This is a genomic window from Cellulosilyticum sp. I15G10I2 (assembly GCF_900095725.1).
Classification (GTDB): domain Bacteria; phylum Bacillota; class Clostridia; order Lachnospirales; family Cellulosilyticaceae; genus FMMP01.
Map to the genome: position 1 here is coordinate 152999 of NZ_FMMP01000009.1, position 17885 is coordinate 170883.

A 17885-nucleotide genomic window follows, 5' to 3' on the forward strand; every position below is an offset into this window, starting at 1 on the left:
ATTATCAATAGTATTTTATTCTATAGGGTATGTCAAGTTATTTAAATCACATGTTGCATTGATTTTATTTTGGATATACTATAAAATAAGATGTAACGTGAATGTTTTATAGATTTTTAATTTTATTGTTCGCTTATATAATCCTGATGATATGGATCAGTGTTTCTACCAGCTACCCTAAATAGTTGTACTATAAGCTAGAAGGAGAGAATAGTTATGAAATATGATATTGTTATTGTTGGTGCAGGCCCATCTGGTATATTTACAGCCCTTGAACTTATAAGAAAGAACTCTAACAAAAAAATAGCCATTATAGAAAAAGGCTGCAACATTAATAAGCGCAAATGTCCAAAAGCTAAGACTAAAGTCTGCGTAAACTGCAAGCCTTATTGTCATATTACTACTGGCTTTTCAGGAGCTGGTGCCTTTTCTGACGGTAAGTTGTCCCTAAGTCCTGAGGTTGGCGGTGAGTTACCGGATCTTATTGGATTTGCTGAAACTTCTGAGCTTATCCAGTATACAGACAGCATTTATTTAGAATTTGGTGCTGATCATAAAGTGGAAGGGCTTGAAGTTACTGAGGAAGTTAAAGATATTAGACGTAAAGCTATCCAAGCAGGTCTTAAACTGGTAGACTGCCCTATCCGTCATCTTGGTACAGAAAAAGCTCAAGAAATTTACTCTAAAATTGAAGAATATCTAATCGCTCATGGTATTGATATTCTATTTAATACTATAACTAAAGATCTGATCATTGAAAATAATGTATGTACAGGCGTTATCACCTCTTCATCTAAAGATACATCTCAGACAGAAACTATTTTTGCCGACATAGTAATAGTAGCCACCGGCCGAAAAGGTGCTGACTGGCTAAAGGAAATGTGTGCAAAACACAGCATTGACCACACATCTGGTACTGTTGATATAGGTGTACGCGTTGAGGTAAGAAATGAAATTATGGAAGAAGTTAATAATGTCCTCTATGAATCTAAACTTATTGGCTACCCTGAGCCTTTTGGTAATAAGGTACGAACCTTCTGTCAAAATCCAGGCGGCTTTGTAAGTCAAGAAAACTATGATAATAATCTTGCTATTGTTAACGGGCATTCCTATAAGAATCTTAAATCTGATAATACAAACCTCGCTATACTAAGCTCCCATAACTTTTCATACCCTTTCAACGAACCTATAGAATATGGTAAAAAAGTCGCAGAGCTTACAAACATGCTTGGTAATGGTCATATTTTAGTCCAAAGATATGGAGATATCCTAGAAGGTAAACGCACTTGGCAAAAAGAGCTCGCCCGCTCTAATGTAAAGCCAACTTTACCCGATGCTATAGCCGGTGATATTACCTCTGCCATGCCATATAGACCTATGATGAATATTATTAACTTTATTCAAGCTATGGATCAAGTTGTTCCTGGCTTTGCAAGTAAAGAAACCCTTTTATACGGACCTGAAATTAAATTTTATAGTAATAAAGTTAAACTTGATGAAGCTTTAAATACAAATATACAATCCTTATACTGTTTAGGTGACTCAAGTGGTTGGACCCGTGGACTTATGATGGCCTCTGTAATGGGTGTTATTATGGCAAGAAAGTTAGGATAGCTTTCATTTCCTCCTAAAATTTACCCACAGTTTCTCCACAAAATTAAACACTTTATCCACAAATTGTTCACAAACCAATACATTAACCATAAAAAATCACAAGTTCGCTGATATTGAGCTACTTGTGATTTTTTATGTCTAAATTTATAAGCAGCTATTAAATCTGCTAGTTGTTCTGCTAGATTCTACCTGCTTTTTTATTTCCAGATTTTGCTTTCCCTTGTATTTCTTGAACTGGTTCCTCTTCATTCTTTGCAAAATGCTGTTTCTTATTACTCTCAGTACCATGAGGATCGCTGGGATCTGGTCTTCTCATACCAGCCTTAGCCATAGCTTTCACCATCCTTTATTAACGCTTTATTATAGGTTATTCCACATCACTAAAACTTATCTTATGTGCCTTATTATTATGTGAATTTTAGTCATTTTATACACTAATCTCATCATATTTCCATTAACATACAGCTTTGCCTAATCATATACTATTAGTAGACTATTTTTTTATATGGTGACTTAAAGGAGGGATTCATATGAAAAAAGAATATATACATTGCATCATAGGACTTATCATCTTATTTTTAGGTGCCACTAGCTGCATAACTGCTATAATACTAAATGATCTTCTAGCTTCTAGCAAAAGCGTTTTATTTCTTTTTGGAGTGTGCTTTATTCTTGTGGGCATCGTATCTTATGCGCAGCACAATAAAAAATATCTTAAAATAAAATACTTAAAGAATAACGAAATCCCCGTAATAGCCCATTGGGTTTTTAAACCTAACAGTTCAAGTTATATTAATGAATTACTTTATGAAAGAAAATCCTCTACTGTTTCTACGATCATTCTCACTTTTATATTATGCCTTGTTATTGCATGCTGTATTTTATTCAGCGGCGAAAAATACAGCCTCTCTCTAAGTATAGGTTTAATTGTAGTAAGCTTTTTAGCACTACCTACAGCTCTTTTTTATAATGATTATTCCTATAATTCGAAACTCACATCTTCCTCGGAAGCACTTATTGGAGAAGACTGTATTTACTTCTTAGATGAGCTCTATACGTTGCACAAGTCAATCTATTTTTTAGAAGACATACGCATCAATTACAGCAGCGAAAATACACTTCAATTCTTATATGGTGACTATGATTTATATACTGGCCCAATGTATACTATCAATATTCCTATACCATTGGATGAATTAGAAGTCGCCCAGCAGGTTCAAAAACATTACTTAGATTTAATCCTCTATGAGTAAATATCTTTAATAATAAGAAAAAGCTGAAGCATGCTTCAGCTTTTTCTTATTATTAAGTTATTTTGTATTTATCATTTTTACCATATGACCTTTATCTTTACCAAGTACTCTAATAGAATTAAGTACAGCTAAGAAGGATACCCCTACATCTGCAAAAACTGCCAGCCACATGTTTGCAATTCCCATTAATCCAAGAACTAGGACAATAGCTTTAACGCCTAGTGCAAATACAATATTTTCTGTAACAATTCTTCTTGTTTTCTTTGCAATACTTAGAATATCACTAATAGAACTTAGTTTATCTGTCATAAGCACAATATCAGAAGCTTCTATTGCTGCATCAGAACCTACTCCGCCCATAGCAATACCTATATCTGCTCTTGCAAGTACAGGAGCATCATTAATACCATCTCCCACAAAAGCTACTTTGCCAACTTTGAGTTTCTCTTCAAGTTTTATAACTTTATCCTGAGGTAATAATTCTGCATGAACCTCATCTATCCCAACTTGAATGCCTATTTGATCCGCTATTTCCTTCTTATCTCCAGTCAGCATAACAATCTTCTTAATACCCATTTTCTTTAAATCTCGGATAGCTTCTTCGCTATCTTCTTTAACCTCATCAGCAACAATAATATAGCCTAAATAGATCCCCCCTGCTGCTATATGAATATGGGATCCCATTTCCTGAGTATCTGTAAATAAGATATTATAGTTCTCCATAAGCTTCTTATTCCCTACTAAATAGTCTTTTGAGTCTATTTGTACTGTAATACCTTGCCCACTTATTTCTTTATAATTAGAAATCGTAATCTCTCTAGGAATCTCCGCTCCGTATTCTTTTACAATAGACCTTGCAATGGGATGATTAGATCTAGACTCTGCAATTGCCGCATATTTTAAAAGCTCTTCTTTACTCACCTTACTAGGGTTAATATTAATAACGCCAAATTGCCCCTTTGTGATTGTTCCTGTTTTATCCAATACAATTGTATCTATATCATTTAAGGCCTCCAAATAGTTACTTCCTTTTACTAATACGCCAGCCTTGGAAGCTGCTCCAATCCCTCCAAAAAAGCCTAAGGGGATAGATACAACTAATGCACATGGGCAAGATATAACCAAAAATACAATACTTGTATAAATCCATTCTTGCCAATTACCTGTAATAAGTGACGGCACAACGGCTGTTAAAAAAGCGCCCATAACAACTGCGGGGGTATACCATTTTGCAAACTTAGTAATAAAGTTCTCCGACTTTGATTTTTTACTGCTTGCATTTTGAATTAGTTCAAGTATTTTAGATACCGTACTATCTTTAAACTCTTGCACAACCTTTATTTTAACAACACCATCTTGATTGATACTGCCGCTTAATACATGGCTTTCTTTTTTAACTATTACCGGCAGTGATTCTCCCGTAAGCATTGACGTATCTAGTGTAGCGCTTCCGCTAGTAACTACTCCGTCTAATGGTATTCTTTCCCCAGGTCTTACTTCTATCAACTCTCCTATTTTTACTTCCTTTGGATTTACAATAATAGCCTCGTCTCTAAGCACCCTGGCAAAATCAGGTCTTATATCCATTGCTTTTTCAATTTCTTTTGTAGAATAATCTACCGCCCTATCTTGCATATATTCTCCCACTTTATAAAACATCATAACTGCAACAGCTTCTGGATATTCACCAATTACAAAAGCCGCTATAGTTGCAAGAGTCATCAGAAAGTTCTCATCTAACATTCTTCCTTTAATGCAGTTTTTAAAAGCATTTAAAATAACATCATACCCTGTAAGAATATACGCAAAAATAAAAAGTATATTTAACTTAAATAGTACACCGCCAATAAGAAGTGCTCCGCCTAATATAAAAGTGACGTGCTCTTTTAATTTGGATTTTCTAAGTTTTTTGTTTTTATTATGATTAGAGCTTTGATTATAATTATGCTCATTCTCACCACAACAACAAGCTTCTTGTGATGCATGGTTTAAGTGACAACTTTTTTCCAAATCTTTTTCATATGTTACTTCTATGCCGTTTTCATATTGATTGGCAACCTTTTCAATATATGTAGCTATCTTTGTCTTATCTTCCTCTTTGGTTTCAACCTCTACCTTTTTTAACATAAAGTTGATCTTAACTTCATCAAACCATCCTTTTTTATTAAGTGCATCCTCTATTTTTTGACCGCAACTTGCACACCCTAAGTGGTGTATTTCAAATTCATGTTTCATACTCTCACTCTCCTCATATGAATATTTGTTCATATATTTAATTATATAATATTCAGCTTCACTAAATTTGTCAACAATTATTTTAAATGACTTTAAGATATTCAAATAGAATTAATTTTTTTTGACATAATAATTAGGTGAGCGTACTAAAAAGTTTGGAATAAGTGTATAATCAGAATAAGTAGAATAGACTATTTCTTCTGGCTATCTATCAAGCTGCCAGAAAAACTAATACTAAACTTTATAATTTAAATATCTATATACGGTCCGCAGGGGAATTTTAGGGTTCTCCAGTTGCTCCCTTGCGTATTTCTAAAAATCTAAGCGCTTTCTTTAAATGAACGCCGCAAACTCGCGACTCATCCCAAGGGATGAGTGCTGCTCAAACAGTGCGGCTAAAAACCATTTAAATAAACCGCTAAGATTTTCTTCACGAAATACTACAGAGGCAACTTCCGAACCCTAAAATCTCCCCTGCTAGGCCTTGAATTATTTAAGTTTGAATTAGTTTTTCGGACAGTCTGCTTCTGCCAAACCGGAGTCGGGTCAAAAGAGCCCCCCGGCTGCCAAGTTGGATTCCGTTAACTTTAGGTGTAATTGATTAACCTAGATTAAAACTTAAATTTTAATAAATTATAGTTGATACAGCTAGAATGCTAGAGCAGAATTGAAGTCTATTGGGATTTAATAAATTTATAGCTGCAAGACAAATAAAAAGAAATAGCTGATTTTAGGAGGATGTAATGAGCGAACAATTAACACAGGAATTAATAGATTTTATAGATAATAGTCCAAGTATGTTTCATACGATTAAAACATGCAGGGAGAAGTTAGATGCGGAGGGTTTTGTATTTCTTGATCCTAAAGCACATTGGGAGATTAAAGAAGGGGGTAAATATTATACGATGACAAATGCTTCTGCAATAGCTGCATTTTGTGTAAATTCCCTTAATATTGTAGAAGAAGGATTTAAAATAGTGGGAACCCATAGTGATACTCCTGGTTTTAGAATTAAACCTAATCCTCAAATACAGTTTGAAAACTATATTAAGTTGAATACCGAAATATACGGCGGTCCTATTTTAAATACTTGGCTTGACAGACCACTTTCTATAGCTGGACGGATTGCTTTTAAAGGCCAAGACCCCCTTCATCCGAGTAGTACCCTTGTTAATATTAACCGCCCCCTTCTTGTTATTCCAAATCTTGCTATACACATGAATAAAGAAATTAATAATGGCGTTCCTATTAATAAACAAAAAGATATTCTTCCAATACTTGCTTACTTAGATGAAATAGTAGATAAAAATTTTCTCCAAGAACTCATTAGTAAAGAAATCAACGTGCCTGCAGAAGACATATTAGATATGGATTTATTCTTGCATCCTTTTGAAAAGAGTATGTGTGTCGGTCTAAATAATGAATTTATTTCTGCCCCCAGACTGGATGATTTATCTATGACCTATAGTGCCTTATATGGTATTATAAATAACACTTCCAAAAGAGGCATCTCACTCTTTGCATGTTTTGATAATGAAGAAGTAGGCAGTCGTACAAGACAAGGAGCAGACTCCCCATTTTTAGCTAATATTCTTGAGCGTATACTAATATCTTTAAGCAAAACCCGTGAAGAATTTTTCATTGCCCTTGAAAACTCATTTATGATATCCGCAGATGTAGCACATCTTATTCATCCTAACTATCCTGAAAAATCGGATATTACTAATAAGGTGCTTCCGGGCAAAGGCCCTGCAATTAAAATTAATTCATGCTTTAGTTATACAACTGATAGCGATTCTTACAGTACCTTTGCCGCCCTTTGTAAGACACATGCTATCCCTTATCAAGTTTTTGTAAATCGTTCAGATGAAAAAGGGGGATCAACCATTGGTCCTGTCTTGGCCTCTCATTTAACGATGCGTTCAATAGACATAGGCACACCCATTCTAAGCATGCACTCTGTTCGTGAACTTATGACAGAGAAAGACTTTATTTATACATGCAAAGCGCTTTTAGAGTTTTTTAATCTCTAAGTTTAAAAAAATTTAATAATTAAAAATGTATATTAATAACTTTTTTATTGTATAATGTAATTTAATTGTTTGTATTTTCGTTAAATTTTTAATCTGATTGATAAATATGTAATTCATTACACTTTGGAGGTATATTATGGCATATGAATTTAATAAAGAAAAATTTAAAGAAGAAATTCTTGACCATGTTAGAAATTTTTCCAGAAAGGCTCTCGAGGATGCAACCCCTCAAGAACTGTATCAAGCTGTAGCTTTTGCAGTACGAGATATTATCACTGACGACTGGATTGCAACCCAAAGAGCTTATAATCAAAAAAACCCTAAGACATTATATTATTTGTCTATGGAATTTTTGGTAGGTCGTGCACTTGGTAATAATCTTGTTAATATGGGTATTCTTGAGAATGTTAATGAGGTTTTACATGAACTTAATATTAAAATCAACTTGTCTCAAATTGAAGATCAAGAACCAGACCCCGGTCTTGGTAACGGAGGACTTGGACGCCTTGCTGCTTGCTTTATGGATTCCCTATCTACGCTGTCTTACCCAGCCTACGGATGCGGCATCCGCTATAACTATGGTATCTTTAAACAACAAATAGAAGATGGTTATCAAACTGAACTGCCCGATGATTGGCTAAGAAATGGTAACCCATGGGAAGTTAAACGTACCGACAGTGCCCAAGAAGTAAGATTTGGCGGTACTGTATCTTCTTATGAAGACGAATATGGCCGTACACACTTTGTTCAGCAAAATTACGAGTCTGTTCTTGCTATTCCGCATGATATGCCAATCGTGGGTTACAAAAATGGCTTTGTCAATGTTCTTAGACTTTGGGAAGCCGAAGCTCCTCAAAAATTCATTTTACGTTTCTTTGATCAAGGCGCGTATCAAAAAGCTGTCGAGCAGCAGACTCTTGCTAAGACCTTAGTAGAGGTGCTTTATCCTAATGATAATCACTACCAAGGTAAAGAGCTCCGACTTAAACAACAGTATTTCTTTGTATCTGCTACTGTGCAGCAAGCTATTTCAAAGTTCAAAAAAAACCATGGTAATATTTATTTACTTCCCGAAAAAGTAGTCTTCCAAATGAATGACACCCATCCTGCAATAGCTGTAGCTGAGTTAATGAGAATTTTATTAGATGAAGAAAAACTAGGCTGGGAAGAAGCATATGACATTACTACCCGTACCTGTGCCTATACTAATCACACGATTATGATCGAAGCGCTCGAAACGTGGCCTGTTGACTTATTCGGAAGACTTCTGCCTCGTCTTTACCAGATCATCGAGGAGATCAACAGACGTTTTTGCTTAGACCTTCGGGATACTCATGGCCTTTCAGAAAATCTTATTCATAATATGAGTATTATCTCTGATGGACAGATTAAGATGGCATTCCTCGCAATAGTAGGAAGCTTTTCAATTAATGGTGTTGCTGCGATTCATACAGAAATTCTTAAAAATAATGTGCTTAAAAATTTCTATCGTATTTATCCTCATAAATTTAATAATAAAACCAATGGTATTACGCAAAGACGCTGGCTTGGTCATTCTAATCCCGAACTTGCAGATCTGATTAATAATACAATTGGAGATAAATGGACTACAGATCTTATGGAGCTTAAAAAATTGATTCCTCATGCAACAGATAAAGCTTTTGCTAAAGAATATAATGACATTAAGTTTCATAACAAAGTAAGACTCGCTGATTATATTAAAAATCATCAAGGCATAATGGTTAATCCCCATTCTATTTTCGATGTTCAAGTTAAGCGGCTTCATGAGTATAAACGACAATTTATGAATGTACTCAATATCTTAATGCTTTACAATGAAATCAAAGATAATCCAAATGGTAATTATGTCCCTCGTACCTTTATATTTGGTGCGAAAGCAGCTCCTGGCTATACAAGGGCAAAACTTATTATTAAACTTATTAATTCTGTAGCCAATCTAGTAAACAATGATCCAGTAGTCAGAAAATATTTGACTGTAATCTTTATAGAAAATTACAACGTATCAAATGCAGAAATTATTATTCCAGCAGCTAATGTTAGTGAGCAGATTTCTACAGCAAGCAAAGAAGCCTCCGGCACAAGTAATATGAAGTTTATGTTAAATGGCGCCTTAACTATTGGTACCTTAGATGGTGCAAATATTGAAATTTATGAAGAAGTTGGCGAGGAAAATATCTTTATCTTCGGGCTTACATGTGATGAGGTGCTTTCACTTTATCAGTCTGGCACTTATAATCCTTGGGATATTTATAATAATGACCCCGCTATCCATAGAATCGTTAAGCAGCTCATTAACGGCACCATTGAACCTAGTATGCCTGACTTATTCAGGGAGCTTTATGAATCTCTTCTAAATAGAGCTGGGGATAATTTAGCTGATCCTTATTTTATATTAAAAGACCTGAGAGCTTATCATGACGCTCAAAAGAGAATCGATACAGCTTACATGGATAAAGAACGTTGGACTAAGATGGCTATTATTAATACCGCATGTTCGGGCAAGTTTAGTTCAGACAGAACGATTTCTCAATATGCAACTGAAATTTGGGAACTTGACAAGCTAAAACTACTCAAAAAACAGTAACATATTTACACACATGTAATATAATGGTATTATATTATTCCCTCTTAAGGAGGTGCTACCCTTGGAGAATAATTATACCGACATCCAGGTGACTACAACTACTCTCCCTCACTCGGATACATTAAATACTTCCATGGATATATTAAATTCTGAACTTGCATTGCAGGCACAATATGACGAGCTTGAAACACGTTTTCTAATGAAAAATTATCCCCCTTTTTGCCAAAAGATTCATTATTACATTAGCCAGTATCTTAATTCACAAGACTATAGTACCAGCCCAATCTATGCTGCATACCCATCTAGTGCAACTATAGACAATATGGCAGACATTATTTATATGGAAATAAAAGATGATGCTCCAGATACATTAAAGGAGTTTGAAACGACAGAAACTCTAAGATACACCAAGCGCGGCGTTCTAGATCTTTTAATTCGCCCTCTTCTTCTTAACGAATTATATAGAAGACGCATGCGAAAATACATTTATACTTTATGCTCCTCCCCTCCTATGTGCGGATACTCCCCTTTTAAATAAACTAATTGGGTCAAAAGCTTGTGCTTATGACCTTCGGTTAATAATTAGCATGGCAAGCAATCACTACATGATTCATAACACCGTAGTGCTAGCTTGCCATTTTTTCTTGTTACGCTTATTTCCAGAAATAATTTAGAAGATGCTTTTAAAAAAGCTATTTATTTACTTTTTATTCATATTTATAAGGCTAACATGTGCTATAATTAATTTATAGTGATACCCTATATCAAGGAGGGAATGTAATGAAAGAAAAGGTGCTAGTTTGTATTACTATACAAGAAAATAGTCGTCGTTTAATTTCACAAGGATTTAATATCGCAGAAACTATGCAGGCTCCTCTTCATATTTTGCATGTCCGTAGGGGTGAAACAATTTTTGATAACCCTGAGAGTAGTAATTTGCTTGAAGATTTATTTGGCTATGGCAGTGAACTTGGTGGTGAAGTTCATTTCTTATGCAGCAACAACATTACGCAAACCATTTTAGATTTTATTATAAATAACCATATAACACACTTAGTATTGGGTGAAGCGCCTATCATTAATGAACTGGGCAATCAAGAAAGTGTATATGAGCAATTAACACAAAACCTGCCCGATATTAATGTAGCTGTGCTTTCAAGAGAAGATTATAAATTTCAAGAAGCTTAAATACATAAGAGTATAGTGCTTTATGCTATACTCTTTTTGTATAAACAAAATTTAGCTGTTTTTGTTATTTTTACTGTTCTTTTGTGTTATACTATATGGCAGATTAATACCTTTTATAATTATTAGGAGATTTTAATGAAAACAATTATTATTTCTCATTCGAAAGATTTAAATAGTGCCGCAGATATTATTAAAAAAGGCGGACTAGTTGCTGCCCCCACAGAAACCGTATATGGCCTTTGTGCTAATGCGCTAAATAGTTGTGCCGTATCTAATATATTTATTGCCAAGGGAAGGCCTAGTGACAATCCCCTTATCGTACATATTGCAGGTAGAGACATGCTCTATAATTTAGCAATAGATGTTTCCGAGGAAGCTGTACTGCTAATGGATGCCTTTTGGCCCGGACCTCTTACACTTGTTTTTAAGGCTAGTTCTATTGTTCCTAAAATAGTAACTGGCGGCCTTGATACTGTCGCTGTTAGATTTCCGAGTCACCCTACCATGCAGAAACTTATTAACCTATCCGGTTTTCCCCTGGCTGCACCAAGTGCAAACACCTCTGGAAAACCTAGTCCAACCAATGCCAAAAGAGTCATCGAAGATCTAGATGGTAAAGTTGAGGCTATTATCGATGGCGGAAACTCAGAATTTGGTGTTGAATCGACAGTTTTAGATATGACATCCAAAGTCCCAACTATTCTTCGTCCAGGAGGCATTACTTTAGAAATGCTGCAGCAAGTACTAGAGGACGTAACCGTCGACCCAGCTATTAGTCATTCTTTATCCAATAACGCGCTACCAAAAGCACCTGGTATGAAGTATACACATTATTCACCCAATGCTGAGGTATTTATTGTTAGAGGAGACCTGAAAAAAGTTACAGACAAAATAAATACACTTATACAAGCACATCATAAAGCTGGGAAAACCGTAGGCGTACTCGCTACTGAGGAAACAAAGCATTTATTTAATGCCAACCTCACCCTAAGCGTCGGCACTTCACAGAACCTCAGTACAATTGCAGCCCAACTTTTCGAAGACTTAAGAACATTTGATGATCATCATATGGATATCGTCTATTCCCTTGCCTTCCCCAAAACAGGCATAGGTGAAGCCATCATGAACAGACTCGAAAAATCCGCTGCGCATAATATTATTGATGTATAACTATTTTCTGCATCTGCCAAATAACCTCTACAACGGATGAACGCTAATGAGGTGTTTAGGGGATGTCTTTTGCCAAGCTCAATCTTGGTAGTGATAGACTGCAGGCAAACTAATTATTTATAACCAGACATTCCAAAGTGTAGCAGAGGGATTTTAAGGGTTTGGAAGTTGCCTGTGAGCATAAACCTTCTCACGAAGGTTCGTTAAGAAAATCTTAGCGGTTTATTCAAATGGTTTTTAGGGAGATGTTTGAGCGTAGCGAGTTTCGACCGTTCATAACCCAAAATGAGAAGTACACTCATTTTAGGCTGAAGAAACCGCTTAGATTTTTAGAAATGCGGAACCGAGCAACTGGTGAACCCTTAAAATTTCTCTGCGGCCCCATAGCAAATACTAAGTTCTTAAAGGAGGTTATTACCAAGTGAAAATCATATTCGTTTGTACAGGCAACACCTGCCGCAGTCCTATGGCAAAATTTTTACTTGAATCTCTTATCAAGCAAAATAATAACTCTGACATTGAAGTTCTATCTGCCGGGATCAGCGTCTATTCGCCACTACCTATATCTAAACATGCACATGCACTTCTTTCTGAAAGAAATATAGATGCATCTTTACACCGCTCTACTTTATTTAGCCCTGATCTTGCAGATGATAATGCGCTTATTCTTACAATGAGCTTATCACATAAAGAAGCAATTCTCACAAATTATCCCTTCTTATCTTCGCAGGTTCATGCCTTATTTGAATACGTTGGAGAAGGTAATAGTATAACTGATCCTTATGGCGGCTCTTTAGATACTTATCGCATATGTATGTCTGAGATAGAAAAGCTTGTAAACAAACTCTATTTACAAATATAAAAAATGTATTATAGTAATAGTAATAGGTACAATAAATAATAGATAGTTACAATACTGCTAATTTATAATATAATAAAACTGGAGGAAAAAATATGATAGCAATTGCAAGCGACCATGGTGGTTTTGCACTTAAACAGGAGATTCTTTCACATCTTAGCGCCAAAGGCATTGCATTTAAAGATTTTGGTTGTTATACTGATGAGTCCGTAGATTATCCTGACTATGCTAAATCTGTTACAAGTGCCATCCTAAGTGGTGAATGTACTCAAGGTATTTTAATATGTGGAACAGGTATTGGTATATCTATCGCTGCAAATAAGGTGCCTGGTATCAGATGCGCGCTTTGTCACGATGTCTTCTCAGCTGAAGCTACGCGTCTTCACAACGATGCAAATGTTCTGGCTTTAGGCGGTCGTGTTATTGGCCCTTCTCACGCTCTAATGGTAGTAGATACCTTTTTAGCAACAGGATTTTCTAATGATGAAAGACATATCAACAGAATATCTAAAATTGAAAACTAATTAATAATTCAATATACATTAGGAGGAATATATAAAATGAGTAAAGTATTTATTATGGATCACCCATTAATTCAGCACAAGGTATTACGTTTAAGAAATAAAGAAACAGGTTCAAAAGAATTTCGTGAGCTTGTACGAGAAATAGCACAACTTATGTGTTATGAAGCAACTCGTGATCTCCCCCTTGAAGATGCAGAAGTTGAAACCCCTGTTGGCCATGCTGTTGGCAAATGTATTGCTGGTAAAAACCTAAGTATTGTGCCTATTTTACGCGCTGGTCTTGGTATGGTTGATGGTATGCTTGATCTTGTACCAACAGCAAAGGTAGGGCATATTGGATTATATAGAGACCCTGAAACCCTTCAACCTGTTGAATATTATTGCAAACTACCACAAGATATTGAAGAGAGAGATTTCTTTGTTCTTGACCCTATGCTTGCTACTGGTGGATCAGCTGTTGCGGCTATTCAGTTTATTAAAGACCGCGGTGCAAAAAATATTAATTTCCTATGTCTAATAGCCGCTCCAGAAGGATTAAACACACTCCAAAAAGCTCATCCTGATGTAAGTATTTATGTTGCAGCTCTTGATGAGAAATTAAATGATCATGCTTATATCGTTCCAGGACTTGGCGATGCAGGCGATAGATTGTTTGGTACAAAATAATAATTTTATTCTGGAGGAATAATTGTGCGGCCATCATGGGATAAATATTTTATGGAAATTGCTCACCTCGTTAAAACCCGCTCTACTTGTCTGCGCAGACAAGTAGGTGCTGTTGTTGTAAAAGATAAAAGGATTTTGTCAACTGGTTACAATGGTGCCCCTACTAACTGCAAACATTGCAGTGAAGTTGGCTGCCTAAGAGAACAGCTTAATGTTCCTTCTGGTGAAAGACACGAGCTTTGTCGTGCACTTCATGCTGAACAAAACGCTATAGCTCAAGCTGCTCAGCATGGTATTCCCATGAAAGGGGCTATGATTTATGTGACCAATCAACCTTGTAGCTTATGTGCTAAACTCATTATAAATGCTGGCCTTTCACATATTATTTATGAAGGCGATTATCCTGATACGCTTTCAGCCCAGCTTCTTAGTGAAGCTGGCATTACACTTATTCAAATTTAATGACTAAGTTTTTAGTACATCATGAAATATTTAGCATGCTCTATTTTATAATTCAAGAATAGTGAATGCTAAATACGTATAAAATAAAGTTACTAAGTGATGTTTACATACTTAAGGAGATGAAAAATATGGGCTATACAGCTCTATGCCTGACAGCTTTTATATTAGCATTTTTAATCTCATTTTTCACAACCCCTCTTGCAAAAAAAATTGCATTTAAAGTAGGGGCCATTGCGAGGCCAAGAAAACGTGACATGCATGTAAAACCTATTCCACGTATGGGTGGGATAGCTATCTTCGCAGGATTTATGATAACTTTTCTTATCATATTCGTCATCATGCCTGTTCTGCCCATTATTAACTGGAAGCAGATTTTGGGAATAACAATAGGATGTTCTACAATCTTTTTCTTAGGTTTTTTTGACGATATCTATGAGTTAGATGCTAAATTAAAGTTTATAATACAAATTGCCGCTGCTTCTTTTGTTGCACTTAGCGGTATACGCATTGACTTTTTCTTTATTCCTTTTATAGGGAATAACCCCGTTTATACGAATATATTTTCTATTCCTGCTACTGTTATTTGGATTGTTGGTATAACAAATGCCGTTAATCTGATCGATGGTCTTGACGGTTTAGCTGCTGGTGTATCTTCTATTGCTTCATTATCCCTAATGGTGCTTTCCATTTATTCAGGTTATCTTCCTGGGGTAATTCTTACAGCTACACTTGCTGGGGCATGTATGGGCTTTCTGCCTTATAATTTTAATCCAGCTTCCATCTTTATGGGAGATACAGGTTCAACGTTTTTAGGCTTTACACTAGGTATTACCTCAATACTAGGGCTTCTTAAAGGATATACTATTGCAGCTATCTTTATTGCTGTTTTAGTCCTTGGCCTACCTATCTTTGATACAGCCTTTGCTATTATCAGAAGATTTTTAGCTGGTAAACCTATTATGTCCCCTGATCGCGGCCATTTGCACCATAGACTCGTAGATAAAGGATATACTCAAAAACAAGCAGTAGTAACTCTATATGGCATTAGCGGTATTTTAGGATTATCTGCTATCGGTTTTGTCAACCGCGATATTCGCTTTGCTTTTTTAGTGTTTTTGATGATGGGTATACTTTTGTACTTTAATTCAAAGAATATGTCTTCTAATAGCAAAGAGGATAATTTACCTACTCATAAAGACTAAAAATAAACTAGCTAAAAACTCCTTTTTAAAGGAGTTTTTTTTATTAAAAACTCCCTCTATCGTTTAAAATCATATAGTGCTATACTGAAGATACCTAGTTTAAATAAAGGAGCTTTTAGAATGCCAGATATTATCACTCACTATCTTTTTGGGCTTGACACTACACAAAACTTAAAACAATCTCCCATCTATAAGATTATAAAAGAAAATAAAAATCTGTTTTTAATTGGTCTTCAAGGACCTGATTTAATGTATTATAATACACTTCCCCAAAAAGAAAGCAAAGCTTATATCGGACTTAAAATGCATACTGATCAAACAGGAGATTTTTTAATATCTGCCTTGTCTCATCTTAAAAGATATGATATAAATTCTCAGGAATTTAATGAAAGTCTAAGCTATCTGTGTGGTTTTATGTGTCATTATATTTTAGATTCCATGGCACATCCGTATATATTTTATTTAGGCGGCAGGTATGAGGATACTCCTGATACAGCCATCTACAAGACACTTCATAAAAAAATTGAACTCGCAATCGACTCTCTTTTACTTGAACAAAAATTCGGACTTAAAGCACATCGCTTTAAAATACATCAGCATATACTTAAAAATATTACTATTCCTTATAGTATTTTAAGCATATATGATGAAGCATTGTTTTTAACTTACAATATTAATAATGGCGGGAACATTTTTAAAAAATCTTATAAAGATGCCAGAAACTACTTTATGTTTACTTATGATACACTCGGGGCAAAGAAATTGTTTGCTGGAGCTGCTTTTCCACTTCTGCCTAAAAACTTGAGTTCTCTCAATGTAGCATTTTCTTATCATAATTGTGTGAATTCTAGTATTGATTATATGAATGATGGTAAACAAGTATGGTGTCATCCTGTTACAGGTAATATTTATACATTTAGTTTTAATGATATTTTAAGAAATGCTATGAAAAAAAGCACCTTACTCCTACAAGCAGCTTTTGACTTTACTACCTCAAAACTACCTGCAGAAGAGTTTAAAGAACTCCTTCCAAATATCTCGTACTTGACAGGTCTTCCAACCAGCGATACAAGACCTATGAAATATATAAGTCCCGACTATATCAGACTATAAAAGAATGGCATTACCTATTAATAGATAATGCCATTCTTTTATACGTATGCCTTATTCCCCTTATAGCAATAGATAATCTCATAATATTCTCTGGTAGTGCCATCCCAAATGAGCCACAATCTCCTATATGTTGTATGTCAACCCCAGCCATCTTTGACATAAGTGCAAAGTTTTCTATAACGGTTTGGCTGGCACCTTCTTGTGATGTTCCTATTGTAGACATGGCAAGTGCCCCAGCTTGCTGCACCGTCTCAGTCATCTCCTTCACCCTACCTATATCAAATCCTGGAACTGTCCCCGGTGCTGGAAACAACACGACATCTGCCCCTCCCCGAGCAAACTCCAATAACATTTCCTTGCTTTCTATATTACCAGTTCCTGCTCCATGCATTTTACCTGCTATAATAAGCACTTCATCCCCCAAAACCTTTTTAGCTAGGGTGATACCTTCCCTTATGGTATCATAGTTAACGCCAGTACTTGGATTGCCTGTTATCATAATATAATCAAATCCATATCTTTTAACTGCCTTTAGATTTGCCTCATTTAACTGCAGTCCTCTTTTATAGTGAGTCCCTTCTGGAATTGGCTCAAGATTAATCCCTAAAAATCTTCCCACTAGTTTTCTAAGGTTTCTAATATACTCTTTATTTTCTATATTTCTTTTTATAATATCAGGGACTTTTGATATACAGTTCTCTAATCCATTTAGAAGATCTAGTTCTGCATCATCTATGCCAAATATAAAAGGATTCTCCAGATCAAAAACATTTAAAGTAATCATATCTGCTCCAAAACTTGCTGCCATTTCTATATTTGACACCCCTTTAATATAAGGTGTGTAGCTTGTTATGACTTCAGCCATAACCGTTCTGCCTTCCGAAGCCTTTATAGCTTCCTTTAGCTTAGCTGCATTCATACTTTCTATATCTTTTAGAGTAAGATCAAATACTCTTTTCAT

Annotated in this window: 16 protein-coding genes and 1 riboswitch; of the genes, 13 read left to right on the plus strand and 3 right to left on the minus strand. The window is 35.3% G+C overall.

From position 1 onward, the window contains the following. Positions 1-113 precede the first annotated feature (113 nt). Positions 114-213: riboswitch (purine riboswitch) on the plus strand. Positions 214-216: 3 nt separating this feature from the next. Continuing rightward, positions 217-1614 carry an NAD(P)/FAD-dependent oxidoreductase gene (locus tag BN3326_RS09340; protein WP_069998925.1) on the plus strand — a complete coding sequence of 466 codons (1398 nt, stop codon included), beginning with the start codon at positions 217-219 and terminating at the stop codon, positions 1612-1614. A 178-nt stretch (positions 1615-1792) separates the two neighbouring features. On the opposite strand, the gene BN3326_RS21975 is transcribed toward BN3326_RS09340, so the two are convergent. Next, a complete protein-coding gene (locus tag BN3326_RS21975) occupies positions 1793-1945 on the minus strand; it encodes a hypothetical protein (RefSeq protein WP_171903805.1) in 153 nt (50 codons plus the stop codon). Positions 1946-2144: 199 nt separating this feature from the next. On the opposite strand from BN3326_RS21975, the gene BN3326_RS09345 reads away from it, so the two are divergent. Then, the gene (locus BN3326_RS09345; RefSeq protein ID WP_069998926.1) at positions 2145-2867 is read left to right on the plus strand and encodes a hypothetical protein; all 723 of its coding nucleotides are present in this window, start codon (positions 2145-2147) and stop codon (positions 2865-2867) included. Positions 2868-2924: 57 nt separating this feature from the next. Here BN3326_RS09345 and BN3326_RS09350 read toward each other — a convergent pair whose 3' ends face one another. After that, entirely contained in the window at positions 2925-5102 is a 2178-nt protein-coding gene (locus BN3326_RS09350) for a heavy metal translocating P-type ATPase (RefSeq protein WP_069998927.1), read from the minus strand. A 743-nt stretch (positions 5103-5845) separates the two neighbouring features. On the opposite strand from BN3326_RS09350, the gene BN3326_RS09355 reads away from it, so the two are divergent. From BN3326_RS09355 to BN3326_RS09410, 11 genes are all read left to right on the plus strand, one after another. Beyond that, positions 5846-7135 (plus strand): M18 family aminopeptidase, encoded by a 1290-nt coding sequence (locus BN3326_RS09355; protein WP_069998928.1) that lies wholly within the window; start codon positions 5846-5848, stop codon positions 7133-7135. Between the two features lie 136 nt (positions 7136-7271). After that, the gene (locus BN3326_RS09360; protein WP_069998929.1) at positions 7272-9740 is read left to right on the plus strand and encodes a glycogen/starch/alpha-glucan phosphorylase; all 2469 of its coding nucleotides are present in this window, start codon (positions 7272-7274) and stop codon (positions 9738-9740) included. Positions 9741-9801: 61 nt separating this feature from the next. Then, a complete protein-coding gene (locus BN3326_RS09365) occupies positions 9802-10278 on the plus strand; it encodes a hypothetical protein (protein ID WP_069998930.1) in 477 nt (158 codons plus the stop codon). A 242-nt stretch (positions 10279-10520) separates the two neighbouring features. Next, positions 10521-10928 carry an adenine nucleotide alpha hydrolase family protein gene (locus BN3326_RS09370; protein ID WP_069998931.1) on the plus strand — a complete coding sequence of 136 codons (408 nt, stop codon included), beginning with the start codon at positions 10521-10523 and terminating at the stop codon, positions 10926-10928. Positions 10929-11063: 135 nt separating this feature from the next. Continuing rightward, entirely contained in the window at positions 11064-12098 is a 1035-nt protein-coding gene (locus BN3326_RS09375) for an L-threonylcarbamoyladenylate synthase (protein ID WP_069998932.1), read from the plus strand. Positions 12099-12519: 421 nt separating this feature from the next. Next, on the plus strand, positions 12520-12960 hold the full coding sequence (locus tag BN3326_RS09385; RefSeq protein WP_074463604.1) for a low molecular weight protein arginine phosphatase: 441 nt from the start codon (positions 12520-12522) through the stop codon (positions 12958-12960). Between the two features lie 92 nt (positions 12961-13052). Further along, positions 13053-13481, plus strand: coding sequence for a ribose 5-phosphate isomerase B (gene rpiB / locus BN3326_RS09390; protein WP_069998934.1), 429 nt, complete (start codon positions 13053-13055; stop codon positions 13479-13481). 36 nt (positions 13482-13517) lie between these two features. Further along, entirely contained in the window at positions 13518-14147 is a 630-nt protein-coding gene (gene upp / locus BN3326_RS09395; protein WP_069998935.1) for a uracil phosphoribosyltransferase, read from the plus strand. 24 nt (positions 14148-14171) lie between these two features. Beyond that, positions 14172-14609, plus strand: coding sequence for a deoxycytidylate deaminase (locus BN3326_RS09400; RefSeq protein WP_069998936.1), 438 nt, complete (start codon positions 14172-14174; stop codon positions 14607-14609). A 128-nt stretch (positions 14610-14737) separates the two neighbouring features. Next, positions 14738-15811, plus strand: a complete 1074-nt coding sequence (locus BN3326_RS09405) for a glycosyltransferase family 4 protein (RefSeq protein WP_069998937.1) — start codon at positions 14738-14740, stop codon at positions 15809-15811. 120 nt (positions 15812-15931) lie between these two features. Next, positions 15932-16924, plus strand: a complete 993-nt coding sequence (locus BN3326_RS09410) for a zinc dependent phospholipase C family protein (protein WP_069998938.1) — start codon at positions 15932-15934, stop codon at positions 16922-16924. 10 nt (positions 16925-16934) lie between these two features. Here BN3326_RS09410 and BN3326_RS09415 read toward each other — a convergent pair whose 3' ends face one another. Then, on the minus strand, positions 16935-17885 hold the full coding sequence (locus BN3326_RS09415) for a DUF7916 family protein (protein WP_069998939.1): 951 nt from the start codon (positions 17883-17885) through the stop codon (positions 16935-16937).